Origin of the sequence: Azospirillum lipoferum 4B (assembly GCF_000283655.1) — a bacterium.
In the GTDB taxonomy this organism is placed as follows: domain Bacteria; phylum Pseudomonadota; class Alphaproteobacteria; order Azospirillales; family Azospirillaceae; genus Azospirillum; species Azospirillum lipoferum_C.
The window spans coordinates 2,036,675-2,060,035 of sequence record NC_016622.1 but is presented as its reverse complement, the minus strand read 5'-3'; the positions used below and the strand labels follow the sequence as shown (position 1 = coordinate 2,060,035).

Sequence of the window (23,361 nt, the reverse complement as noted above, 5' to 3'; positions counted from 1 at the left end):
GCAGTCCCCTCTCCCTCGAAGAGGGGGAGGGTTAGGGAGGGGGCAAAGTCGGCGTTACTGTGCTGTGCTGCCTCCAGTGGTGCTGCCGCCGGTGGTGCCCATCGAACCGCCCGTCGGCGCGGCGCCCGGCGCCGTTGTTCCGGCTTCGGCCGGCTTCCGGTTCTTGTTCAGCGACGTCATGGTGTCGTCGTACTCGAACTCCGGCATCGCCTTCACGTCCTCGCGGCTCATGCCGGCCAGGTTCAGGCGGTCGTTCTGCGAATCCCAGTTGGCAGCGGTGTAGTCGACCGCGACCTGCTTCTCACCGATGCCGAGGAAGCCGCCGGAGCTGACCACCAGCTGCTTGGCCTGCCCGTTGGCGTCGAGGATCACGTCGTCGACCTCGCCGATCTTCTCATTGTCGCGACCGTAGACGTTCTTGCCGATCAACTCGTCGGCGCTGGCCAACTGGCCGCCCGTTGCGCCGGAGGTGGCCGAGCTGCCGGCCGTGCCGCCCGTGGTGGCGCTGTCCGGCGACGCGCTGTTCGACATGCTGGGGGTCGACGAGGACGGATTGCCCACGGTCGGCGAGGTGGTCTGTGCAACGGCGGCGCCGGAGAGCAAAGCCAGCGTGGCGGCGGTGGCGATCAGGGTGCGACGCATGGGGTGGCTCCTTTGTCGTTGTGTCGAAAGACACCAGAACAACAGGCGCAGGCCCCGTTTGATTCCACCCTCCGCGAACTCTTTCGGCGTGGCGCTAGCCTTTGGTGGTAGAATCCCAATCCGGCTCCTGCGGCGTCAGCGTCGCGGCACCGGCCTGGAAGGAAAGCCCGTTTTCGGCCGCGCGCTGCACCTCCTCCAGCCGCAGAAGGGCGAGTGCCGCGCCGTCGCGGGCGCTGCGGATTTCCCCGGCGTCCTTGCCATCCAGCGTCACCGGGGTGCCGGGCTCCGGCGTCGGCCCGTCGATGGCGGCGGGGAACAGCTTCTTCTTGATCAGGGCGCGGTACTTGGTGCGGGCGGTCAACTCCTGCCCCATGTAGCAGCCCTTGTCCCAGGAGATGGCGTTCAGCGCGTCCATCCGGTTTTCCAGGGGAATCGACTTCTCCGGAATCAGCTCGCCGGTGCCGTCCGGCACGCCGAGCGACAGGCGGAGGCGGTCGTACTCCGCGGCATCCCGTCGCACCAGCCCGGCCTCTTCCAGCGCCGCGATGCCCTCCGCCGGCCCCTCCACCGGCAGGAACAGGCGGGCGCCAAGCGCCGGCAGGCGGGGGTCGGTGAAGGCGATGCCGCCGCCGAAGGGCCGTGCCGCGCCCGGCTCCGCCGGCAGTCCAAGCGCCGCGAGCGCGCCCTCCCCGAAGGCCACCACGACGCGCAGCGCCTCGGCCCGGTCCTCCAGCGCGATCTTCGAGCGCAGCTTGTACATCTTCAGCCGGCGCAGCAGGTCGGCGCGCCGGTCCGTCTCCGGATCGAGCAGAAGTGCCGCGGCCGCATCCGAACCCGATTCGACGGCAGCCGATTCGACGACGGTGAAATCATGCAGGAATTTGCCCTGCGGGGTCAGGAACATGGCATAGGCGGCATGGTCGGGCGTGACGCGCAGCATGTCGTTGGACACCAGCCCCTGCAGGAAGGCCTTGCGGTCCTCCCCTGTCACTGCCACCACGCTCCGCCGGTCCAGCACCGCATAACCCGCCGACATCCTTGCCTCCACCCTGTCCGATCGGCCGAACTGCCGACCGTCCGGAGTGTTGGTCCGAATGGGCCGTCTGGCAAGGGCCTGCCGCATCGCAACAGCCCCCCGGGCGAAAGGCTGGGTTGCCGCCTCCGACTGTGGCATGATGACCGAAGCGGCAAATGCATTGCGTATAGGCAGAGGATCGGCTGTTGACGGCCGGTGGTGCCACCGGATTACTCTGTTGGTAGCGGTGGCACGGCTTTGGCATTGCCATGCAGGTTTGACCTTATCCCGGATTGCCCCTCCTTGCCTTCGCACGCCGAGACCTTTCCCCCGGACGCTCCGCCGCCCCGCCTGGAGCTGCGCGGCATTACCAAGCGATTCCCCGGATGCCTCGCCAACGACCATGTCGATCTCGTCCTCCAGCCGGGCGAGATCCATGCGCTGCTGGGTGAGAACGGCGCCGGCAAATCCACCCTGGTCAAGATGATCTATGGGGTGCTGCATCCCGATTCCGGAACCATGCTGTGGCAGGGGGTGGCGACCGATGTCCCCGACCCGGCCGGCGCCCGGCGGCTGGGCATCGGCATGGTGTTCCAGCATTTCTCGCTGTTCGACACGCTGACGGTGACGGAGAACATCGCGCTCGGCCTGGACGATGCCGGCCGGATGGACGAGCTGGCCGACCGCATCCGCAGCGTGTCCGAGCGCTATGGCCTTGCGCTCGACCCCGAACGCCATGTCTTCCACCTGTCGGTGGGCGAGCGGCAGCGGGTGGAGATCGTGCGCTGCCTGCTGCAGGACCCGAAGCTGCTGATCATGGACGAGCCGACCTCGGTCCTGACGCCGCAGGAGGCCGCCAAGCTGTTCGAGACGCTGCGCGTCCTGGCGGCGGAGGGCTGCACGATCCTCTACATCTCGCACAAGCTTGAGGAAATCCGCGCGCTATGCAGCCGCGCCACCGTTCTGCGCGCCGGCAAGGTGGTGGGCGCCGCGGACCCGCGGCAGGAGACCGCGCGCAGCCTTGCCGAGATGATGATGGGGGCGGAACTCTCCACGCCCGAGCGGTCGCCGCAGGGTGCCGCCGGGGCCGCGCGCCTGTCGGTGCGCCATCTGTCCACCACCTCCGACAATCCTTTCGCCACCAACCTGAAGGACGTCGGTTTCGAGGTGCGGGCTGGCGAGATCCTGGGCATCGCCGGTGTTGCCGGCAATGGGCAGGCGGAGCTGATGGCCGCGCTCAGCGGTGAGATGCTGGTCGCCGACGCCGAATCCGTGGTGATCGAGGGCACGTCGGCCGGGCATCTCGGGCCGCGGGCGCGCCGCGCGCTCGGCCTTGCCTTCGTGCCGGAGGAGCGGCTGGGCCGCGGCGCCGTGCCGGAACTGAGTTTGTCGGAGAATGCGCTGCTGTCGGGTTATGCCCGCGAACCGCTGGTGCGCGGCGGCATGGTCCATTTCGGCCGGGCGCGGGCCTATGCCGAGACGATCATCCGCGGCTTCAACGTGGTCGCCCACGGCCACCGGGCGGAAGCGCGATCCCTGTCGGGCGGCAATTTGCAGAAATTCATCATCGGCCGCGAGATCCTGCAGAAACCCAAGCTGCTGGTGGTCGGCCAGCCGACCTGGGGCGTCGATGCCGGCGCCGCGGCGGCGATCCACAAGGCGCTGATCGGGCTGGCGCGCTCGGGCGCCGCGGTTCTGGTCATCAGCCAGGACCTGGACGAGCTGTTCGTGCTGAGCGACCGGATTTCCGTGCTGTTCCACGGCCGCCTGTCCGACAGCCGGCCGACGCATGAGACGACGGTGGAACGCATCGGCCTGCTGATGGGTGGCCTGTTCGGCACGCCGCCGGACGAAGACGGGGAGATCACGCGTGCGGTCTGATGGTTTCGCGATTGCCGGAGACGCCGCATGAGCCTCATCCGTTTGGAACCGCGCGGGCAGGCGTCGAAGACGATGGTCTACGCCACGCCGCTGCTGGCGGTGGCGCTGACCCTGCTCAGCGGCTTCATCCTGTTCCTTGCGATGGGGTTCGATCCCGTCAAGGCGCTCCATGCCTTCTTCATCGCCCCGTTGACCTCGGTGCGCGGGCTGGGCGAGCTGGTGGTGAAGGCCACTCCGCTGGTGCTGTGCGCCGTCGGCCTCGCCATCGGCTTCCGCGCCAATGTCTGGAACATCGGTGCCGAAGGACAGCTGACGCTGGGCGCCATCGCCGGCGGTGGGCTGGCGTTGGCCTTTTATGGCGAGGGCGGCTGGTGGCTGCTGCCGCTGATGGTGATCGGCGGCGCGGTCGGCGGTGCGGTCTGGGCAGCGGTGCCGGCCTTCCTGCGGCTGCGCTTCAACGCCAGCGAGATCCTGACCAGCCTGATGCTGAATTATGTGGCGCTGCTGCTGCTGAACTATCTGGTCCACGGCCCCTACCGCGACCCCGACGGCTTTGCCTTCCCTGAGTCGCGCCTGTTCGAGGCCGACGCGGTGCTGCCGATCCTGTGGACGGGCACCCGCGTCCATCTGGGCGCGCTGTTCGCCCTGCTGGCGGTGGCGGGCGGCTGGCTGCTGATCGCGCGGACCTTCATCGGCTTCCAGATCAAGGTGATCGGCCTGACCCCGGCAGCCGCCGGCTATGCCGGATTCGACCAAAAGCGGATCGTCTGGCTGGCCCTGCTGCTATCGGGTGCCTTGGCCGGCATCGCCGGCATGGGCGAGGTCGCCGGCCCGATCGGGCAGGTCACTGCCGGCATTTCGCCGGGCTACGGCTACACCGCCATCATCGTCGCCTTCCTGGGCCGCCTGCATCCGGTCGGCATCCTGCTGGCGGCGCTGCTGATGGCGCTGTCCTTCATCGGCGGCGAGGCGGCACAGATCGCCATGGGCCTGCCCAAGGCCATCACCGGAGTGTTCCAGGGCATGCTTCTGTTCTTCCTGCTGGCGAGCGACGTGCTGATCCGCTACCGGGTCCGCTTCGGGGCGCGGAGGGCCACGGCATGAACGACTTTGCCCTGATCGGCCCGATCCTGGCCGCCATGTTCGCCGCGGCGACGCCGCTGCTGTTCGCGGCCTTGGGCGAGCTGGTGGTCGAGAAGTCCGGCGTCCTCAACCTGGGTGTCGAGGGCATGATGCTGGTGGGCGCCGTCTGCGGCTTCGCCGTGACGATCCAGACCGGCAGCGCCGTTACCGGATTCCTGGTCGCGGCGCTGGCCGGTGCCGCCACCGCCTCGCTGTTCGCCGTGCTGACGCTGTTCCTGCTGGCCAACCAGGTGGCGACCGGTCTGGCGCTCACCCTGTTCGGCGTCGGCCTGTCGGCGCTGATCGGGCAGGGTTTCGTCGGCATCCCGCTGGAAGGGCTGCCCAAGCTGTATATCCCCGGCCTCACCGACCTGCCGGTGGTGGGGCAGGCGCTGTTCGGCCAGGACATCATGGTCTATCTGGCGGTCGCCGCCGTGCCGCTGGTCCACCTGTTCCTCTACCGTACCCGCGCCGGGCTGGTCCTGCGCGCGGTGGGGGAGAACCACACGGCCGCCCATGCGCTGGGCTACAAGGTGCTGCGCATCCGCTTCCTCGCCGTGCTGTTCGGCGGCGCCATGGCCGGGCTGGGCGGCGCCTTCCTGTCGATGGACTACACGCCGATGTGGGCGGAGAACATGACGTCGGGCCGCGGCTGGATCGCGCTGGCGCTGGTGGTCTTCGCCACCTGGAAGCCGGTGCGCGCCATGCTGGGCGCGTGGCTGTTCGGCGGCGTCACCATCCTGCAACTGCACGTTCAGGGGCTGGGCATCGACGTGCCCTCGCAGCTCTTGTCGATGCTGCCGTATCTGGCTACCGTTCTGGTCCTGGTGCTGATTTCGCGGGACGTCGCCCGCATCCGCCTGAACGCGCCGGCCTGTCTGGGAAAACTGTTTCATCCCGATGCTTGACGCGTCGTTTTGAAATCGAAACAAAGCCCATATCGCTGAGATATCAAGAACAAGGAGCTTCGACGTGAACAGAAGGACGATGGGCAAGGCGGTGCTGGGTCTGGCCGGCGCCGCCATCGCGCTGAGCGTGGGCATGGGCTCTGCGCTCGCGCAGGACAAGCTGAAGGTCGGCTTCGTCTATGTCGGTCCGGTCAGCGACCACGGCTACAGCTACCAGCACGACCAGGGCCGTCTGGCCGTGGAGAAGGCGCTGGGCGACAAGGTCACCACCACCTTCGTCGAGAATGTGCCGGAAGGCGCCGACGCCGAGCGCGTGATCGAGCAGCTGGCCGCCAGCGGCCACAAGCTGATCTTCACCACCTCCTTCGGCTTCATGAACCCGACGCTGAAGGTGGCCAAGCGCTATCCCGACGTGAAGTTCGAGCACGCCACCGGCTACAAGCGCGCCGAGAACGTCGCGACCTACTCGGGCCGCTTCTATGAGGGCCGCACGGTCATCGGCGCCATCGCCGGCAAGATGACCAAGTCGAACATCATCGGCTATGTCGGTTCCTATCCGATTCCCGAGGTGGTCGGCGGCATCAACGCCTTCACCATCGCCCTGCGCGAGCAGAACCCGAAGGCCGAGGTCCGCGTGGTCTGGGTCAACAGCTGGTACGATCCCGGCAAGGAAGCCGAGGCGGCCAAGGCGCTGATCGACCAGGGCGCCGACGTCATCGTCCAGCACACCGACAGCCCGGCCCCGATCCAGACCGCGCAGGAGCGCGGGCTGTGGTCGGTCGGCCAGTCGTCCGACATGACCCGTTTCGGTCCGAAGTCGCACCTGACCGCGATCGTCGAGGACTGGAACGGCTACTACGTCCAGCGCGTCAAGGCGGTGCTGGACGGCAGCTGGAAGCCGATCGACACCTGGGGCGGCATCGGCACCGGCATGGTCGAGCTGGCCCCCTACAACCCGGCCATCCCGGCCGACGTCGTGAAGATGGCCGACCAGCTCAAGGCCGACATCGTGTCGGGCAAGCGTCACTCCTTCCAGGGTCCGGTCAAGGACCAGGCCGGCAAGGTCGTGATCCCGGAAGGCAAGACCGCCACCGACGAGCAGATCCTGAAGATGGACTGGTATGTCGAGGGCGTGCAGGGCAAGGTTCCGAAGTAAGCACTGCGATGCGCCGGCGGCGGACCGGAGGCGGGTGCCTCCGGCCTGCCGCCGGCGCGGCGGCGATGTGGGGAGGTGGGCCATGGACGGAAGCAGCCTCTACGACCGCGATTTCTACGCCTGGGCGAACGAACAGGCGGCCCTCCTGCGGGCCGGCAAACTCGACGCGGCGGATATCGAGCACATCGCCGAGGAGATCGAGAGCATGGGGCGCCGGGAACGGCGTGAACTCCTCAACCGTCTCCGGGTCCTTCTTCGGCACCTGCTGGTTTGGACTTGCTTGCCGTCTGGACAGTGCGGTTCCTGGCGATCCGCCATCACCGGCGATCGCAAAGAAATAGAATATCTTTTGCGCGACAGCCCGAGCTTGGCAGACAAGTTGGATGACTTGGTGGCCGAAGCATACTTGCGGGCACGGCTCGATGCCGTCATCAGGACGGGCATGGACGAAGCGACCTTCCCGCCGGAGTGCCCCTGGAGCTTCGCCGAAATGATGGACGAGTCGTTCTGGCCGGATGCTTGAGCGGCGCCTTTCGACGCCGCCCAACTTACAGATATTCGCCCAGCAGCCGCAGGAACGGGCGCGCTTCCTGCAGGACCAGGGTGGTCTGGTGGAACAGGTCCTCGGGCGAGGCGTGGTGTTCCAGCCTGACTTCCGAAAACAGGATGATCTTCTGCCCGCCCTGGACGATGAAGCGGACATGGGGCAGCCCCTCGATCCCGCGCAGGACGGCCAGCAGGGCGCGGCGGCGTTCCGGCGCCTGGGCGGTGTAGGGCACATGGCCGACATCGGCCCAGATCTGGCAGATCGACCCGCCGCCTTCCTCGTCGCTCTCGTGCCGGACGGCGACGTTGAAGGGCAGGCCGTCGGCCATGAAGGTCAGCTTGCAGGGGCGGGGCGCCTTGGCGATGCCCAGCACGCCTTCCGGGGTCATCTCGATGGAGCCGGGGCTGATCGGCAGGGCGCCGTCGGGCACCTCGGCCAGCGATTGAATGGTCTTCAGATCGGGAACGGACAAGGCGGCACGCTCGGCTTCTGGGGCGATTGAGACGACAGCATGGCCTCCGCCAGCTAAAATTCTGTAAAGGCCCGGAACGCACGTCTAGAATGGCTGTTCGCTGTGGTCTGAAAATACGAAGAAAGCAGGCGATGTCCGCCATCGATACCGTCGTCGTCCCCATCCACCGTGCCGGCTGGCCCTTCATCGCCGGATTCGCGGTGGTCTCCCTGGTTCTCGGTCTCGCCGTCTGGGCGCCGCTCGGCTGGATCGGGCTGGTCCTCACGCTCTGGTGCGCCTACTTCTTCCGCGATCCGGACCGCGTGACGCCGACCCGGCCCGGATTGCTGGTCAGCCCGGCCGATGGGCGCGTCACCATGATCGTCCAGGCCGTGCCGCCCAAGGAACTGGGCATGGGCGACAAGCCGCTGACCCGGATCAGCGTGTTCCTCAACGTCTTCAACGTCCACGTCAACCGCGTGCCGGCCGACGGCACCATCGTGGCGGCCGAATACCACAAGGGCACCTTCGTCAACGCCGCGCTCGACAAGGCCAGCGACGAGAACGAGCGGATGGCCTTCCGCCATCGCCTGCCCGACGGGCGCGAGATCGCCTATGTCCAGATCGCCGGTCTGGTGGCGCGCCGCATCCTGTGGTGGGTCAAGGCGGGGCAGGAGGTGAAGGCGGGCGAGCGGTTCGGCCTGATCCGATTCGGCAGCCGCACCGACATCTACCTGCCGGACGGCGTCGCCCCGCTGGTCTGCGTCGGCCAGACCGCCATCGGCGGCGAGACGATCCTGGCCGACCTGGACGGGACGGAAGCGCAACGGCAGGGGGATGTGCGTCGATGAAACGACCGCCCGTCTTCCGCCAGCAGATCTTCCGCCCGCACCGGGCGCGCCGCCCCGGCCGGCCGCATCCGCGGCTGAAGGGCCTGTCGATCAACCACCTGCTGCCGAACGTGCTGACGGTGCTGGCGCTCTGCTCCGGCCTGACCGCGATCCGATTCGCCATGCAGGGGCGGTGGGAGCCGGCGGTCATCGCCATCGTCATCGCCGCCATTTTGGACGCGCTCGACGGCCGGATCGCCCGCCTGCTGAACGGCCAGAGCAAGTTCGGCGAGGAGTTGGACAGCCTGTCCGACGCGATCAGCTTCGGCGTCGCGCCCGCCTTCATGATGTATCTGTGGGGGTTGAACGGCGCGGGCAGCCTGGGCTGGATCGCCTCCATGGCCTATGCCGTGTGCTGCGCGCTGCGTCTTGCCCGCTTCAACTCGCGACTCGGCGTGGTCGATCTGCCGCCCTGGGCCTACAACTACTTCACCGGGGTTCCGGCTCCGGCCGGTGCCGGCCTCGTCCTGCTGCCGATGATCCTGGGGTTCGAGATCGGGCCCGAGTTCCTCGGCCATCCGGCGGTGATCGTGCCCTGGACCCTGCTGATCGGCGGGCTGATGGTCAGCACCCTGCCGACCTTCTCCTTCAAGGGCGCCCGCGTGCCGGCACAATGGGTGGTTCCGGCACTGGCCGGCGTCGGCCTGCTGGCGGCGATGCTGGTCAGCCAGCCCTGGTGGACCCTGTCCATCGTCGGGTTGGCCTATCTGTCGATGCTGCCCTTTTCCGTCCTCCAGTTCCGCAAGCTGCAGAGTGCCGCGGAATTGATGCGGACGGAGATCGCGGAACCGGGGCCGGACGTTGAGGCCGGAGCCTCTCCCGGGACTAAGCCGTCGGACGATACCGCAGCGCCCGGAGAGGAGCCGCGGAAGCCGGTCTGACCGGCTTTCCGCCTTTCTCCGTTTCGCCGCCGCTACAGCGTCGTGCGTTTAACATGAAACGCACGACGCTGTAGCTTTATGTTTGGCGGTCGGATTCACGCTCCAAATCGATTCCGATTTTACGCGATCCGATCTACTCCGCCGCAACCAGTTCCGCGGCGGACGCGGTGGCGGCAAGCTCCGCGACGGTGACCCGCGCCACCATCGGGATTTGTCCCAGGCAGCGGCCGATATGGTCGGTCTCCGCCTGGGGCAGGTCGCCCACTTCCATGGCGATGGCGAGCGTATCGTCGGTCAGGCGGCTGTGCAGGGCCAGCGGGACCAGTCCGCGCTTTGCCACGAATTCCAAGATGCGGGGCAGGGTGCCGGGATCGGCATCGGCGACCAGGGAAAAGGCGACCCGGCGGCCGGGCGCGGTGACGCGCGCATCGGACGCGGATGCGGCGGTGGTCTTCACGGTGACGGACATGGCGTGATCGGGCCTTCAAACGGTACTGCGGAATGGACGAGCGAAATCCCCGGCTCTCAAAGGAGAACCGGGCCGCTAATTCGCAGAATGCCGTCGAAGCGATGCGTGATCATGGAAGCAGCCTAAGCCGCCGCAACTGCCTCGTCAACAGGGGCCGAACAGCCGGATGTTCGCAGAGGTCGCGTTCGGGGAGCATCGGAGGAGCCGAATCCCCCCTTGGTGGTGGCGGAATGTCACGTTCGAGCCGGACAGGAACAATGTCCACGGATACCCGTTCCGGTCCCGCTTGTCCGTCACGAAAGCTCCACCGGAAGGGAGAAGGCCATGCTCGGCACGATACTGCTCATCATCCTGATTCTGTTGCTGCTCGGTGCCGTCCCGGCTTGGCCGCACAGCCGCGGCTGGGGGTATGGACCCAGCGGTATCCTCGGCGTGCTGCTGATCGTCCTGATCGTTCTGCTGCTGATGGGCCGGCTCTGATCCGCCGCCTATCGGGCAGTCCGTCCGTTCGATGCAGGGCGGGGCCGGCGGAGGGCGAACATCAGCCAGCCGACCGGCCCCAGCATCAGCACCATCACCAGCCAGCCGGCGCGCGGGCCGAAGGGGCAGCGTGATCCGGCAGGCGGGCGCCATCCGCCGCCGCGGCGCGACAGCGCCACATGGAGCAGCGGCAGCCCATAGAAGGCGAACAGGACCAGCCAGGGAATGGCGGCCCAGAGACCGCTGGCGGAGGAATCGGCATTCATCGCTCCAGGATAGCACCGAAGCCGGAGCGTTTGCGACCGATCGTCACGGCATAGTACGGCCGCATGCGGTCTCGGTTGCGTTGCACACAGGGCAGCGAGGTTGAAGGTGGGCGCGACTTTCGGTTAGGGTCGTCGGCGTACTCGTCCGAAGGGCCCGGTCATGGCACTGGAAATCGAGCGACGATTCCTGGTTCGCAAGGATATCCGGCACCTCTGCCGGGACGGCGTGCGAATCGTCCAGGGATATCTGCCGTCCGACGGTATCAGCACGGTTCGCGTCCGCATTGCCGACGACCGTGCGACACTCACCATCAAATCCTTGAAACACGGCGCCTGCCGCGAAGAGATGGAGCATCCCCTATCGCTGGATTTTGCCCGGCGCCTGATGCTCTACGCCTGCGAGGGGCGGGTGATCCACAAGACGCGCTACCGTCATTGCCAGGATGGTCTGTGCTGGGAAATCGACGTCTTCCACGGGGAGAACACCGGCCTGATCATCGCAGAGGTTGAACTGGAAGACCCCGACCAGACCGTTCCGCTGCCTGACTGGATCGGGGCGGAGGTCACCACTCTGCGGGCCTACGGCAACTCGTCCCTGTCGCGCGCCCCCATCCAACGCTGGTCGTCGTCGGCGGCCGCCTAGCGGATATGTGCCGTTGCGGGTGCCGGCTCCCCTCGCCACCGAATTGGCGGGAGGAACCGGAGAAACCGCATCAAGCCTTAGTCCCTGTAAAAGCTACGCCGTCCGCACCTTGTCGAGGAAGCCCTGCACCTCGCCGCGCAGGCGGTCGGCCTGGGCGGTCAGCGTGCGGCTGGCATTCAGGACCGCATCCGCGGCGCCGCCGGTCTTGGTGGCGGCGGTGGTCACTTCGGCGATGTTGCGCATCACCTGCTGGGTGCCTTCGGCCGCCTGCTGGACATTCTGGGCGATCTCGCGGGTTGCGCTGCCCTGCTGCTCCATTTCGTGGGCGATGTCGGTGACGGTGCCGCTGATGGCGGTCACCGCTTCCGAAATGGTGCGGATGGCCGCCACGGCGCTGGAGGTGGCGGTCTGCATTTCCGCGACCTGGGCGGAGATCTCCTCCGTCGCCTTGGCGGTCTGGCCGGCGAGATTCTTCACCTCCGTCGCCACCACGGCGAAGCCCTTGCCGGCCTCGCCGGCGCGGGCCGCTTCGATGGTGGCGTTCAGCGCCAGTAGATTGGTCTGCTCGGCGATCTCGCCGATCAGCCCGACGACCTGACCGATCCGCTCGGCGGCGAGCGACAGGCCCTCGACGATGCTGTTGGTCTGCACCGCCTTGTCGGCGGCACCGGATGCGGTGGCGGAACTGGCGTTCAGCTGGCGCGAGATCTCGGCGATGGAGGCGGACAGCTGTTCCGCTGCGGCGGCGACGGTCTGGACATTCGCCGTCGCCTGTTGCGAAGCGGTGGCGACGGCGGAGGACTTGGCGGTGGTCAGCGCCGCATCGGACGACATCTCCTGCGCGTCGCGGCCCAGCGACCCCGCCGACTCGGTCAGCGACATCACCACGCCGGACACCGCCTGCTCGAAGCCGTTGGCGAACTCGTTCATGGTGCGGCGGCGGTCGGCATCGATCTGGATGCGCATTTCCTCGCGTTCGCGCTCCATCCGCTGCATCTCCAGGGCATTGTCCTTGAAGATGGTCATGGCATCGGCCATGTGGCGCATCTCGTCCTTGCGGTCGCCGCCGGGGATCTCGACCGTCAGGTCACCTTCGGCCAACCGGCCCATGGCGCCGGTCATGGCGTGCAGCGGGTGGGTGATCGCACGGTCGATGATCCAGGCCATCAGCGCGCCCAGCAGCAGGGCGACCGCCGCGCCGACGGCGATCACCATACCGGCGCTGGCGCGGCCGGCCTCGCGGTCCTCACGCTGGAGGGTGACCAGCCGGCCGACCTGTCCGCTGACCGCGGCAGAGGCCTGCGCCATAGCCGCCGACGCCTCATGCTGCTTGGCGGCGGCGGCCGATAGCGCTGCGAATTCCGAATCGAAAGCGCGGGCGGCGTCGGTGATGGCGGCGATCAGTGCGCGCCCTTCCTGGTCGACCAGCACGGCTCCAGCCTGTCCGGCGATGTCGAGGATCTCCTTGACCGCCGCGCCGACCGCCGCCTTTGCGCCGGCCGTGGCGTCCGACGTGCCGGACAGCAGAAAATCGCGCTGGCCCAGCATCGCGGCCTGGGCACCCTGCACCAGGCGCATCGCCAGCCCGCGCAGCATCACCGCCTCGTTCACTTCGCTCTGGGCGAATTTGGAGGCTTCGCGCAACGCTTCGGTCACGATGGCCTGGTTCTGCTGAAGCTCCACGGCGCGTTCCTGCACGCCGTGGGCGGCCTCGTCCAGCCCGGCGGCCACCCCGGCATCGGCCAGCGCCGCGGCCCCTTTGCCGCGCAGGGCCTGCACCGCGTCGCGGTAGGCGCGGGTATCGTCGGCGATCCTTGCCGCCAGCGCCTCGTCATTGGTGCCGACAAGGTCCTTGGCGACGGTGTCGGTGGTCTGCACCAGCTCGTCCAGCGCCTCCACGATCTGGGTGGCCAGCGCCTCCTCGGCGTTGCGCCGCAGTTCGCTCTGCTGGCGGCGGACCTCCAGCACCCGTTCGATCACGCGGTTGGCGCGCTCGGCGGTGTCCATGGCATGGCGCAGTTCGGCGTCGGCGTCGCGCTTGCTGGCCATGTTCAGGTCATAGCGCTCCGACTGCTGCTTGCCGATCTTCTCGGCGATCTCGCGCAGTGCGCGTGCGCGCATTTCCATGCTGGCGGTGCGGGCGTGCGCCTCGCTGTCCAGGGTGACGAAGTTGGTGAAGGCGGCGCGGTAGCCGTCGATGCCCGAACGTACCTCGTCCAGCAGGCGCCGGCCTTCGCCGTCGGCGAGTGCCGCGCGCGTCTCCTGCGCCTCGGTCTGCAGGGCGTCCAGCATGCCGGGAACATTGGCCGCGGCCTTGGCGTCGCGTTCGGTAACGAAGCGCGCCTCCTCCAGCCGCACCGACTTCAGCCGCGTGTCGAGATCGGCTGTGTGGGCCGCCAGATCGACACGCTCGGCATAGGTGCTGAGGCTGTTCCAGCCGACGAACGCCACGCCAACCGTCAGAAGGAGCACGGTGGCGAAGCCAAGCGCGATCCGCGTTCCGATCGTCATGAATGGTGGACTCCCCGCTGGCGTCGCCTTTCCGGAGACGCTTTTCTCCCGTTCATTGCCGGATTGAACCACAGATCGGTTAACGTCCGGTTTGATTCAGGTCAGGAAATCGTCTTATTTCAGAAGCGGTCAGGCATCCAGGGTGCCGCGCCGCAAAAGATGCGCTGCAGCCTGTCGATCATCTTTTCTTCACCATAAAGCAAACCCGCCCGCCACAATGCGCGAGCGCTTGCATGTCCTGTGAACAGACTGGCGAAGGTCCCGATCTCCATCCTGGCCGGTGTTTCGACAACTTGCTCGATTTGAGAGATATTCCCCCTCGCGTGGGCAACCTCAAGGCGATAGAGCCCGCAATTGCCGAAAGTTAAGGAATCTTTTACCTCGAAGGTAGCCGTTTCAGTGAGGCCGGCCGGATAACCGCGCTTCTCCAATGCCGCCGCAACGTTCAACGGGCGGACCAGCCATTCTTCCCGTCCTTCGAGCCGCAAGCCGTCGCCGGCCAGGAGCGCCAGAAGGTCCTCGGGGCCGCCGGACCATGTTACCCGGTCCACCTGGGCGCGGAAGCCTGCCAGCAGGGCCGTCGCCCCGCCCAGCGATGCGCCGGAGGGCAGGCAGTGGTCGGCGACCGCAAGCCGCCGTTCCCGTGGCGGCAAGATAGCGATGTATCCGTCGTCGTCGCGGAAGAGGTCGGCCGGATCGCCGTCCGGACAGAGGGCAAGCGTCCACAGTGCCTCCGTCCGTTCCGGCAACCCGTTCCCGTCGGCCAGCAATGGACGGCGGAGTAGGGCCAGCGGCGCGGCGTCGAGCGGATCCGCCGGCCGAAGCACCGCGGCGACGGAACGCGGCGCGGCGAAGGCGGTGGGCGGTGCGCTCCACTGGCAGGTGATGCCTCCGCATCCGTACCCCAGTCCGCGATAGAAGGGCAGCGTGGCGGGGCAGAGGACCGACAGGACCGCTCCGGCGGCATGCGCCTCCATCAGCAGCGCGTGCATCATTGCCTTGCCATGGCCGGCGCCGCGCAGTGCGGGATCGACCGCCACCATGGCGACCGCCTGTACCGGAACCGGCCGCCCGCCGAACCACTGGTCCATCATCCAGTGCGCGGCACAGGCCACCGGGGTGGTGCCGGTGCATTGCGGACGTCTCAGCACCCGGATGCTGTCGAGGCCGAACAGAGCCGCATAACGGTCGAACAGGTCGCGCGACAGCCCGAAGCCGAGTCGGGCCAGCCGGGCGACGGCGCTCAGTTCGTCCGGACGGGCCGGACCATAGTCGGGCTGTGGCGGGGGGAGGGAAACGGCCGGACTCCGCTCATTCGGCGGCAGGCGGCACCGCGGCGACGCGGGTCGGGATCAGCGCGGCGAGGATGCGCGACTGCTCGTCCAGGCGGCCTTCCATCCGGCTGATGCGTTCACCCTGATTGTGGGTGGTGACCTGCAGGTCCTTGAGGCGGTGGTTCATGTCGTCCAGGCGGTGGTTCATGCCGTCCAGGCGCTGGTCCATGCGATCCAGGCGCTGGTCGACTCCATCGGCCCGCTGCTCCAGGCGGTCGAGGCGCTGCTCCACCCGCTCGAATCTTCCGTCGATATGGGTCTTCAGGTCCAGGATCGCGTTCAGAATTTCGGCATTGTTGGACATGCACGCCTCCACGAGAATAGTAGCGCAACAGCGCCGGCGGCGACAAGGTAAGCGCAGGCCATCGTCGCGCAGAAGAAATGTCACTCAGGCGTGTGTATCTGCCGCACCGCTCAACCGCGCCGCCGCCCATCCGGCAGCCTCGCGCACCACGTCGCTCGGATCCTCGCACAGAGCCGCCGCAACCGGCCGCAACGCCGGGTCGCCGCTGTTCCCGATGGCGACCAGCACGTTGCGGACGAAGCGGTCGCGGCCGATGCGCTTGATCGGGGAGCCGCTGAACACCTGCCGGAAGCCGGCATCGTCCAACTGGGCAAGGTCGGCCAGCCGCGGCGCCGTCAGTTCGGCGCGCGGAAGAAAGGCGGGCTCGCCCGTCGCGCGGGCGAATTTGTTCCAGGGACAGGCGGCGAGGCAGTCGTCGCAGCCATAAATGCGGTTGCCCATCAGCGGCTTGAGCTCGTCGGGGATCGGTCCCTTGTGCTCGATGGTCAGGTAGCTGATGCAGCGCCGGGCGTCGATCTGGTAGGGCGCCGGAAAGGCGGCGGTCGGGCAGGCGGTCTGACAGCGGTCGCAGGAACCGCAGCGGTCGCGCGCCGGCGGGTCGGGCGGCAGTTCCAGCGTCGTGTAGATCTCGCCGAGGAACAGCCAGGAGCCATGGTCGCGCGACACCAGATTGGTGTGCTTGCCCTGCCACCCCAGTCCTGCCTGCGCCGCCAGCGGCTTTTCCATCACCGGCGCGGTGTCGACGAACACCTTCACCCCGGCCTTGGTCTGGTGCGCCAGCCATTGGGCCAGAGTCTTCAGCCGCCCCTTGATCAGGTCGTGGTAATCGCGGTTGCGGGCATAGACGGAAACGATGCCGCGGTCGGGATGCTCCGCCAGCCGGCGCGGGTCGTCGTGGGGGGCGTAGCTGGTGCCCAGCGCGATGACGGTGCGCGCCTCGTCCCACAGGGATTGCGGATGGCTGCGCTGGTCGCTGCGCTCGGCCATCCATCCCATGTCGCCGTGCCGCCCCTCCGCCACGAAGCGGGCGAGGCGTTCGCGCGCTTCCGGTCCCAACGCGGCGGGGGCGAATCCCACCGCGTCGAAACCCACCGCAAGCGCGCGGTCGCGGATGGCGTCCCGCAGCCGCGCCGGGTCGGCGGAAGCCAGGGGAGTGGGCTTAGCCGCGGCCACGGTAGGTCGGGACGTCCTGCGACGGGATCCAGACGCCCTTCGGCGGCTCGCCGGTCTGGAAGAAGACGTCGATGGGGATGCCGCCGCGCGGATACCAATAGCCGCCGATGCGCAGCCACACCGGCGACAGCTCGTCCACCAGCCGCTTGCCGATGCCGACCGTGCAGGCCTCGTGGAAGGCACCGTGGTTGCGGAAGCTGGTCAGGAACAGCTTCAGCGACTTCGATTCGACCAGCCAGTCGCCCGGCACATAGTCGATGACCAGATGGGCAAAGTCCGGCTGGCCGGTGATCGGGCAGAGCGAGGTGAATTCCGGCGCGGTGAAGCGCACGCAATAGGGATCGCCGGGATTCGGGTTCGGCACCCGTTCCAGCACCGCCTCTTCCGGGGTCCTGGGCTGGACGGTGGAGCCGCCGAGCTGGGTCAGGCCGGCATAGATGTTTTCAGTCATCGGTCTTTTCCTCTGCCTCCCGCCCGATCTTCGGCGGGGCGCTGTCTTTGCCCGCCTTCGGCGGGGCGCTGTCTTTGCCCGCCTTCGGCGGATCGCTGTCTTTGCCCGCCTTCGGCGGGCGGCCCTGTTTCGGCGGCTTGCCGGGCTTGGCGATGGGGTCCACGGTCGCTTCGATGTCGCCTTCGTTCAGGCGGGCTTCCATGGCGCCGGCCACCTCCTCGAAGTTGCCGTCGGCGATGGCCTGCCGCATCGTCCGCATCACGTCCTGGTAGTAATGCAGGTTGTGCCAGGTCAGCAGCATCGGCCCCAGCATCTCGTCGGCCTTGAACAGATGATGCAGATAGCCCCGGCTGTAGCTGCGGCAAGCGGGGCAGCCGCATTCGGCGTCGAGCGGGCGCTCGTCATGGGCATGGCGGGCGTTGCGGATGTTGATGGTGCCGCGGCGGACGAAGGCCTGTCCGGTGCGGCCCGAGCGGGTCGGCATCACGCAGTCGAACATGTCGACGCCGCGCCGCACCGCACCGATCAGGTCGCTCGGCCGGCCGACGCCCATCAGGTAGCGCGGGCGGTCCTTGACCATCAGCGGCTCGGTGAAGTCCAGCACGCGGAACATGGTCTCCTGCCCCTCGCCGACCGCCAGCCCGCCGATGGCGTAGCCGTCGAATCCGATGTCGGTCAGGGCGGCCACGCTCTCCGCCCGCTGCTCCGGATAGATGCCGCCCTGGACGATGCCGAACAGGCCATAGCCCGGCCGCTCGACGAAGGCGTCCTTGCTGCGCCGCGCCCAGCGCATCGACAGGCGCATGGAGGATTCGGCCTGCGCCTCGGTGGCCGGGAAGGGCGTGCACTCGTCCAGGCACATGGTGATGTTGCTGTCCAACATGTGCTGGATCTGGATCGAGCGTTCCGGCGTCAGGTGATGGCGGCTGCCGTCCAGGTGCGATTTGAAGGTGACGCCTTCCTCCGACATGGTGCGCAGGTCGGACAGGCTCATCACCTGGAAGCCGCCGCTGTCGGTCAGGATCGGCTTGTTCCAGTTCATGAAGCGGTGCAGGCCGCCCAGCTGCGCCACCCGCTCCGCCGTCGGACGCAGCATCAGGTGATAGGTGTTGCCGAGCAGGATTTCCGCACCGGTCGAGGCCACCGCGTCGGTGGTCATCGCCTTCACCGTCGCCGCGGTGCCCACCGGCATGAAGGCCGGCGTCTCGATGGTGCCGTGGGCGGTGGTCACGCGGCCGCGCCGCGCCCGCCCGTCGGTCGCCAGAAGGTCAAAGCCGATGCCGGTCATGATGGGTCCGTCCTGTGCAGCAGCGAGGCGTCGCCGTAGCTGAAGAAGCGATAGTTGGTGTCGATGGCGTGCTGATAGGCCGCCCGCATGCGGTCATAGCCGGCGAAGGCGCAGACCAGCATGAACAGGGTCGATTTCGGCAGGTGGAAGTTCGTCCACAAGAGATCGACGATGCGGAAACGGTAGCCGGGGGTGATGAAGATGTCGGTGTCGCCGCTGAAGGGAACCAGCGTCCCGTCCGGCTGCCCCGCCGTCTCCAGGATGCGCAGCGCGGTGGTGCCGACCGAGACGATCCGGCCGCCGGCCTTGCGCGTCTCGTTCACCGCGGCGGCGGTCTCCGGGGAGATCTCGCCCCATTCGCTGTGCATCTTGTGGTCGGCGATGTCGTCGACCTTCACCGGCAGGAAGGTGCCGGCGCCGACATGCAGCGTAACCGGCACCCGCCGCACCCCGCGCGCGTCCAGCGCCGCCAGCAGCTCCGGCGTGAAGTGCAGCCCGGCGGTGGGAGCGGCGACGGCGCCCTCGCGCGCGGCGAAGACGGTCTGGTAATCGGCGTTGTCGCCCTCGTCGGCCTTGCGGCGGATGTAGGGTGGCAGCGGCATCCGGCCATGGCGGTGCAGCGCCTCCATCAGCTCCGCCCCGCCGGCGGAGAAGCGCAGACGCACCTCCATGCCATCCTTGGCGATCACTTCGGCGCTGAAACCGTCTGCGATGTCGATGGTGTCGCCGGGCTTCAGTCGCTTGCCGGGCTTGGAGAAGGTCGCCCATTCCCGTTCGCCCAGCCGCTTGTGCAGCGTGATCTCCACCGCCACCTCGCCGCGCCGGCCGTCGAGCCGGGCGGGGATGACCCGGGTGTCGTTGACGACCATCAGGTCGCCCGGCTGCAGCAGCGCCGGCAGGTCCCGCACGATCAAGTCGCGCAAGGGCAAGTCGCGCAAGGTGGAACCCACCTCCAGCAGGCGGGCGGCGTCACGCGGCCGGACGGGATGCTCGGCGATCCGGTCGGGCGGCAGGTCGAAGTCGAAATCGGCGGTCTTCATGGGAGGGGCAAGCTATAGACTGAACGGTGGGCGGATGGGAAGGGTTTGGACTGTGCCAATCCTATGCCCCCTCCCTAACCCTCCCCCGCTTCGCGGGAGAGGGAACTGCCGCCGTATCTCGCCAAAGCTCCTGCCCCCTCTCCCGCCAACGGCGGGGGAGGGATGGGGAGGGGGCAGTCACTTGCCACCCCCTCACTCCGCCTGCGGCAACCCCTGCGCCGCCAGCGCCGCGCTTTGCCGTGCCGCCAACGCATCGACGTCGAAGTCGCGGATCAGCCCCTGGAACATCTGGTACCAGTTCAGCTCCGCCTTCAGATGCAGGAAGACCGAGCCCAGCCCGACCGCGGCGCGGTCCATGAAGACGAACTCGCGCGGGATTTCGACGCCGCCGACGCGGCGCAGTTCGGCATGGACCTTTGTGGCGGTCTCCCGGCCGTAATGGCCGCCGTTGGTCTCCTCGATCTTGCGCTGGCGGTCTTCCATGATCGGGGCGTAGACGAAGCGCGCCCAGATGTTCAGCACGTCGACCAGCTCGTTCGACGGGTTGACGAAGCCCCAGGTGCGATAGGCCTCCACCGCCTGCTCGCGGTTTTCGGTGCGCAGGGCGTTGTAGAGGTCGATCACGCCCTTGACGAAGCTGGGCTTGAAGACGCGAATGCAGCCGAAGTCGAGCAGGTTGATCGAGCGGTCGGGCCGGACCGTGTAGTTGCCCAGATGCGGGTCGCCATGGATGACGCCGTAATTGTAGAAGGGCACATACCAGGCGCGGAACATGTTGATCGCCAGCTCGTCGCGCGCCTCGGGATGTTCGGCGACGAAGTCCAGGATCTTGCGGCCATGCACCCAGCCCATCGTCAGCAGCCGCTTGGTCGACAGCTCCGGCACCACGTCCGGTACATGGACGCCCTGTGTGCCGGCCAGCATCGACCGGTAGAGGCGGGCCTGCTTCGCCTCGCGTTCGTAATCCAGCTCCTCGCGCAGGCGGGCGCCGATCTCCGCCTGGATCTGGCGGGTGGAGATGGCGCTGTCAGTACGCTCGAAGATCGCGAAGATCAGGCCCAGCTGCCGCAGGTCGGCCTCCACCGCCGAGGCCATGTCGGGATATTGCAGCTTGCAGGCAAGCTCCCGCCCGTCCGGCCCGATGGCCTTGTGGACCTGGCCCAGCGACGCGGCGGCGGCGGCCGTGCGCTCGAAGCTCTGGAAGCGCGACTGCCAGTTGGGGCCGAGTTCGCTCGCCATCCGTCGCTTGACGAAGGGCCAGCCCATCGACGGCGCGTCGGCCTGAAGCTGCGTCAGTTCCTGGGTGTATTCCTTCGGCAGGGCGTCGGGGATGGTGGACAGGATCTGCGCCACCTTCATCAAAGGCCCTTTCAGCCCGCCGAGCGCCGCCCGCAGCTCCGCCGCATGGCGTTCCCGCTCCACGCGGATTCCCAGCACGCGCTCGCCCGCCAACCGCGCGGCCAGCCCGCCAACGGCGGTGCCGACCCGCGCATACCGCGCGACCCGTCCGCCCCATGTGTTCTCATCGTGTTCCGGCATGCCCACAAGGTGGGTTCGCCCCCGGCAAAAGGCCAGCCCTCTCCCGGTCGGAGACTGCCGACCGATGCCCCCCGAATGGTGCTGCGCCGCAATGTGTGATTTTCTTGACAGGCCCCGGAAAGGGGAGCAGGCTTCGTCTTACAGTAATCGACATCGAGGTGAAGTGAGCGAAGTTCGGAAACGCCTAACCGCACAAGCTGATGGCTTGGGCGGAGCAGTAAAAACCGATACCAGGGAGGGTGAGTAAGATCATGACTCCACCGGCGCTTACGTGATCATGCCGATCTGCTCGGCCACGACAACTGAGATTTCAGTTCCGAATTCATTCGCCTGACTGGCGCCATCATGCGGGCCGTAGATGCCCGATGCGAAAACCCTCGCTCCACATCGGAGCGAGGGTTTTTGTTTTGCCCGGCAACCGGCGCAGGGGTGACCTGCGGGGCAGGGCCGGCGTGATCGCGGTCGAGAGGGGTTCCCGCCGGACTGCGATCCGGGTTACACTCCGCTCTTTAGGCGCGGGCGGGGACGGTACGTGGATCTACAGGTGCAAAGCGAGCGGCAGAACGACACCGGACGGTTGCGTTCGTCGGCGCTGGCGCGCCCGGTCTTCGCCGCGCTGGACCTCGGCACCAACAATTGCCGCCTGCTGATCGCCAAATCCGCACCCGGCGGCTTCCGCGTGATCGATGCCTTTTCCCGCATCGTCCGGCTGGGCGAAGGGTTGAGTCGCAATGACCATCTGTCGGAACCGGCGATGGAACGCACCATCGCGGCTCTGCGAGTCTGCGGCTCCAAGATCGAACGGCGCGGTGTCACATCCGTGCGCGCCGTGGGGACGGAGGCCTGCCGCCGCGCCGCCAACGGCATCGCCTTCGTCGAGGCGGTGGAGCGCGAGACCGGCATTGCGCTGGAGATCATCTCCAGCCAGGAGGAAGGGCGGCTGGCGCTTGCCGGCTGCGCCGCCCTGCTGGAGCCGACTCATCCCTATGCCATCGTGTTCGACATCGGCGGCGGCTCCACCGAGCTGATGTGGCTGGCGGTGGAGAAGGGGCGGGTGCCGCGCCTGCTGGACCAGACCTCCATCCGCTGCGGCGTGATCGGCCTGACCGAGGAATATGGCGGCCCCAACGTCACCCGCGTCAACTATGACCGGATGGTGGAGGCGGTGGCCGACGCCATCGCCCCGTTCGAGGCGCGCAACCGCATCCAGGAGAGCATCGCCGCCGGCAAGGTGCAGATGCTGGGCACTTCCGGCACGGTGACGACGCTGGCCGGCGTGCATCTGGGGCTATGCCGCTACGACCGCCGGGCGGTGGACGGCAGCTATCTGCGCGTGGACCATGCCCGCACGGTGATCGACCATCTGGTCTCCCAGGATTTCGACGGCCGCGCCCGCCATCCCTGCATCGGGCAGGACCGCGCCGATCTGGTGGTCGCCGGCTGCGCCGTTCTGGACGCGCTGTGCGACGTCTGGCCGGTGGAACGGCTGCGCATCGCCGACCGCGGCCTGCGCGAAGGGATTCTGGTGGACCTGATGGGGGCCGCCGGCGAGTGACCGGATTTGGCCGGCGAACGGCCGGACTTATATAGGCGGGGCAGGGGAGACGGTTCCCCGCCCGTGCCGGATGACCGAGGAACTGCAGCGATCATGACCGAAAAGACTCCGTCGACGCGCCCGGGCGGGCGCCGTGCCACGGTCCGTGTGAAGACCGCCGGCAAGCGCACGGAATCCTCCAAGCGCTGGCTGGAGCGCCACCTGAACGACCCCTATGTGGCCGAGGCGACCAAGCGCGGCTACCGCTCGCGCGCCGCGTTCAAGCTGCTGCAGCTGGACGAGAAGTTCCGCCTGCTCGCCCCCGGCAAGCGCGTGGTCGATCTGGGTGCCGCCCCCGGCGGCTGGACGCAGATTGCGGTGGAGAAGGTGCAGACTGCCAAGGACGGCTGGAAGGTCGTCGGGCTCGACATCCTCCCGATGGACCCGGTCCCCGGCGCCACCACCATGCAGGCCGACTTCCTTGAGGAAGGAGCTGCCGAGGCGCTGAAGGAAGCGCTGGGGGGCCCGGCCGACCTGGTTCTGAGCGACATGGCCGCCCCCACCACCGGCCACCAGCAGACCGATCACCTCCGCATCATGGGGCTGGCCGAGGCCGCCTATGACTTCGCCGAGGAGGTGCTGGCCCCCGGCGGCGCCTTCGTCGCCAAGCTGTTCCAGGGCGGGGCGGAGCGTTCGCTGCTCGACCGGCTGCGGCGCGACTTCGCCGTGGTCAAGCACGCCAAGCCGCCGGCCAGCCGTGCCGAGTCGTCGGAGACCTATGTGGTCGCCACCGGCTTCCGCGGCGGCAGCGCGAACGACGACATGCGCTGATTTTC

Annotated in this window: 24 protein-coding genes; 11 read left to right on the top strand and 13 right to left on the bottom strand. The window is 67.9% G+C overall.

Annotation, left to right across the window (positions count from 1 at the left end; all coding sequences use genetic code 11):
- Positions 1-54: 54 nt before the first annotated feature.
- The gene (locus AZOLI_RS09415; RefSeq protein ID WP_014248386.1) at positions 55-642 is read right to left on the bottom strand and encodes a PRC-barrel domain-containing protein; all 588 of its coding nucleotides are present in this window, start codon (positions 640-642) and stop codon (positions 55-57) included.
- A 94-nt stretch (positions 643-736) separates the two neighbouring features.
- On the bottom strand, positions 737-1,678 hold the full coding sequence (locus AZOLI_RS09410) for a CAF17-like 4Fe-4S cluster assembly/insertion protein YgfZ (RefSeq protein WP_014248385.1): 942 nt from the start codon (positions 1,676-1,678) through the stop codon (positions 737-739).
- A 282-nt stretch (positions 1,679-1,960) separates the two neighbouring features.
- Here AZOLI_RS09410 and AZOLI_RS09405 point away from each other — a divergent pair, with 282 nt between their 5' ends.
- The 5 genes from AZOLI_RS09405 to AZOLI_RS09385 all read left to right on the top strand — a co-directional run bounded on the left by AZOLI_RS09405 (position 1,961) and on the right by AZOLI_RS09385 (position 7,247).
- A complete protein-coding gene (locus tag AZOLI_RS09405) occupies positions 1,961-3,538 on the top strand; it encodes an ABC transporter ATP-binding protein (RefSeq protein ID WP_014248384.1) in 1,578 nt (525 codons plus the stop codon).
- 27 nt (positions 3,539-3,565) lie between these two features.
- Positions 3,566-4,642: an ABC transporter permease gene (locus AZOLI_RS09400; RefSeq protein WP_014248383.1), complete on the top strand. Its 1,077-nt coding sequence runs from the start codon at positions 3,566-3,568 to the stop codon at positions 4,640-4,642.
- Positions 4,639-5,568, top strand: coding sequence for an ABC transporter permease (locus AZOLI_RS09395; protein WP_014248382.1), 930 nt, complete (start codon positions 4,639-4,641; stop codon positions 5,566-5,568). Before AZOLI_RS09400 ends, AZOLI_RS09395 begins: the two co-directional genes overlap by 4 nt.
- A 79-nt stretch (positions 5,569-5,647) precedes the next feature.
- Positions 5,648-6,724 (top strand): BMP family ABC transporter substrate-binding protein, encoded by a 1,077-nt coding sequence (locus AZOLI_RS09390; RefSeq protein ID WP_014248381.1) that lies wholly within the window; start codon positions 5,648-5,650, stop codon positions 6,722-6,724.
- Between the two features lie 82 nt (positions 6,725-6,806).
- Positions 6,807-7,247 carry a DUF29 domain-containing protein gene (locus AZOLI_RS09385; RefSeq protein ID WP_014248380.1) on the top strand — a complete coding sequence of 147 codons (441 nt, stop codon included), beginning with the start codon at positions 6,807-6,809 and terminating at the stop codon, positions 7,245-7,247.
- Between the two features lie 25 nt (positions 7,248-7,272).
- Here AZOLI_RS09385 and AZOLI_RS09380 read toward each other — a convergent pair whose 3' ends face one another.
- Positions 7,273-7,743, bottom strand: coding sequence for a hypothetical protein (locus tag AZOLI_RS09380; protein ID WP_014248379.1), 471 nt, complete (start codon positions 7,741-7,743; stop codon positions 7,273-7,275).
- A 131-nt stretch (positions 7,744-7,874) separates the two neighbouring features.
- Here AZOLI_RS09380 and AZOLI_RS09375 point away from each other — a divergent pair, with 131 nt between their 5' ends.
- Both AZOLI_RS09375 and AZOLI_RS09370 read left to right on the top strand, forming a co-directional pair.
- Positions 7,875-8,573, top strand: a complete 699-nt coding sequence (locus AZOLI_RS09375; RefSeq protein WP_014248378.1) for a phosphatidylserine decarboxylase — start codon at positions 7,875-7,877, stop codon at positions 8,571-8,573.
- A complete protein-coding gene (locus AZOLI_RS09370; RefSeq protein ID WP_014248377.1) occupies positions 8,570-9,493 on the top strand; it encodes a CDP-alcohol phosphatidyltransferase family protein in 924 nt (307 codons plus the stop codon). The genes AZOLI_RS09375 and AZOLI_RS09370 overlap by 4 nt, the downstream gene beginning before the upstream one ends.
- Before the next feature lie 133 nt (positions 9,494-9,626).
- Here the strand turns inward: AZOLI_RS09370 and AZOLI_RS09365 are convergent, their stop codons facing one another.
- A complete protein-coding gene (locus tag AZOLI_RS09365) occupies positions 9,627-9,962 on the bottom strand; it encodes a hypothetical protein (protein ID WP_014248376.1) in 336 nt (111 codons plus the stop codon).
- A 324-nt stretch (positions 9,963-10,286) separates the two neighbouring features.
- Here AZOLI_RS09365 and AZOLI_RS30810 point away from each other — a divergent pair, with 324 nt between their 5' ends.
- Positions 10,287-10,442 carry a DUF3309 family protein gene (locus AZOLI_RS30810; RefSeq protein ID WP_014248375.1) on the top strand — a complete coding sequence of 52 codons (156 nt, stop codon included), beginning with the start codon at positions 10,287-10,289 and terminating at the stop codon, positions 10,440-10,442.
- 8 nt (positions 10,443-10,450) lie between these two features.
- Here the strand turns inward: AZOLI_RS30810 and AZOLI_RS09355 are convergent, their stop codons facing one another.
- A complete protein-coding gene (locus AZOLI_RS09355) occupies positions 10,451-10,708 on the bottom strand; it encodes a hypothetical protein (protein ID WP_014248374.1) in 258 nt (85 codons plus the stop codon).
- Between the two features lie 160 nt (positions 10,709-10,868).
- On the opposite strand from AZOLI_RS09355, the gene AZOLI_RS09350 reads away from it, so the two are divergent.
- Positions 10,869-11,351, top strand: a complete 483-nt coding sequence (locus AZOLI_RS09350; RefSeq protein WP_014248373.1) for a CYTH domain-containing protein — start codon at positions 10,869-10,871, stop codon at positions 11,349-11,351.
- A gap of 93 nt (positions 11,352-11,444) precedes the next feature.
- On the opposite strand, the gene AZOLI_RS09345 is transcribed toward AZOLI_RS09350, so the two are convergent.
- The 8 genes from AZOLI_RS09345 to AZOLI_RS09310 all read right to left on the bottom strand — a co-directional run bounded on the left by AZOLI_RS09345 (position 11,445) and on the right by AZOLI_RS09310 (position 20,991).
- Positions 11,445-13,862 carry a methyl-accepting chemotaxis protein gene (locus AZOLI_RS09345; RefSeq protein WP_014248372.1) on the bottom strand — a complete coding sequence of 806 codons (2,418 nt, stop codon included), beginning with the start codon at positions 13,860-13,862 and terminating at the stop codon, positions 11,445-11,447.
- A 119-nt stretch (positions 13,863-13,981) separates the two neighbouring features.
- Positions 13,982-15,070 (bottom strand): GNAT family N-acetyltransferase, encoded by a 1,089-nt coding sequence (locus tag AZOLI_RS09340; protein ID WP_244442555.1) that lies wholly within the window; start codon positions 15,068-15,070, stop codon positions 13,982-13,984.
- A 103-nt stretch (positions 15,071-15,173) separates the two neighbouring features.
- Positions 15,174-15,500: a hypothetical protein gene (locus AZOLI_RS09335; RefSeq protein ID WP_014248370.1), complete on the bottom strand. Its 327-nt coding sequence runs from the start codon at positions 15,498-15,500 to the stop codon at positions 15,174-15,176.
- Positions 15,501-15,584: 84 nt separating this feature from the next.
- On the bottom strand, positions 15,585-16,673 hold the full coding sequence (gene queG, locus AZOLI_RS09330) for a tRNA epoxyqueuosine(34) reductase QueG (RefSeq protein WP_014248369.1): 1,089 nt from the start codon (positions 16,671-16,673) through the stop codon (positions 15,585-15,587).
- The gene (queF, locus tag AZOLI_RS09325; protein ID WP_014248368.1) at positions 16,660-17,124 is read right to left on the bottom strand and encodes a preQ(1) synthase; all 465 of its coding nucleotides are present in this window, start codon (positions 17,122-17,124) and stop codon (positions 16,660-16,662) included. The genes queG and queF overlap by 14 nt, the downstream gene beginning before the upstream one ends.
- Positions 17,117-18,412 carry a tRNA guanosine(34) transglycosylase Tgt gene (gene tgt, locus AZOLI_RS09320; RefSeq protein WP_014248367.1) on the bottom strand — a complete coding sequence of 432 codons (1,296 nt, stop codon included), beginning with the start codon at positions 18,410-18,412 and terminating at the stop codon, positions 17,117-17,119. Before tgt ends, queF begins: the two co-directional genes overlap by 8 nt.
- On the bottom strand, positions 18,409-19,452 hold the full coding sequence (queA, locus tag AZOLI_RS09315; protein WP_014248366.1) for a tRNA preQ1(34) S-adenosylmethionine ribosyltransferase-isomerase QueA: 1,044 nt from the start codon (positions 19,450-19,452) through the stop codon (positions 18,409-18,411). Before queA ends, tgt begins: the two co-directional genes overlap by 4 nt.
- A 192-nt stretch (positions 19,453-19,644) precedes the next feature.
- Positions 19,645-20,991 carry an ABC1 kinase family protein gene (locus tag AZOLI_RS09310; RefSeq protein ID WP_014248365.1) on the bottom strand — a complete coding sequence of 449 codons (1,347 nt, stop codon included), beginning with the start codon at positions 20,989-20,991 and terminating at the stop codon, positions 19,645-19,647.
- A 532-nt stretch (positions 20,992-21,523) separates the two neighbouring features.
- On the opposite strand from AZOLI_RS09310, the gene AZOLI_RS09305 reads away from it, so the two are divergent.
- Both AZOLI_RS09305 and AZOLI_RS09300 read left to right on the top strand, forming a co-directional pair.
- Complete coding sequence (locus AZOLI_RS09305) at positions 21,524-22,546, top strand: Ppx/GppA phosphatase family protein (protein WP_014248364.1); 1,023 nt, start codon at positions 21,524-21,526, stop codon at positions 22,544-22,546.
- A 93-nt stretch (positions 22,547-22,639) separates the two neighbouring features.
- Positions 22,640-23,356 carry an RlmE family RNA methyltransferase gene (locus tag AZOLI_RS09300; RefSeq protein WP_014248363.1) on the top strand — a complete coding sequence of 239 codons (717 nt, stop codon included), beginning with the start codon at positions 22,640-22,642 and terminating at the stop codon, positions 23,354-23,356.
- The last annotated feature ends 5 nt before the right edge of the window (positions 23,357-23,361 follow it).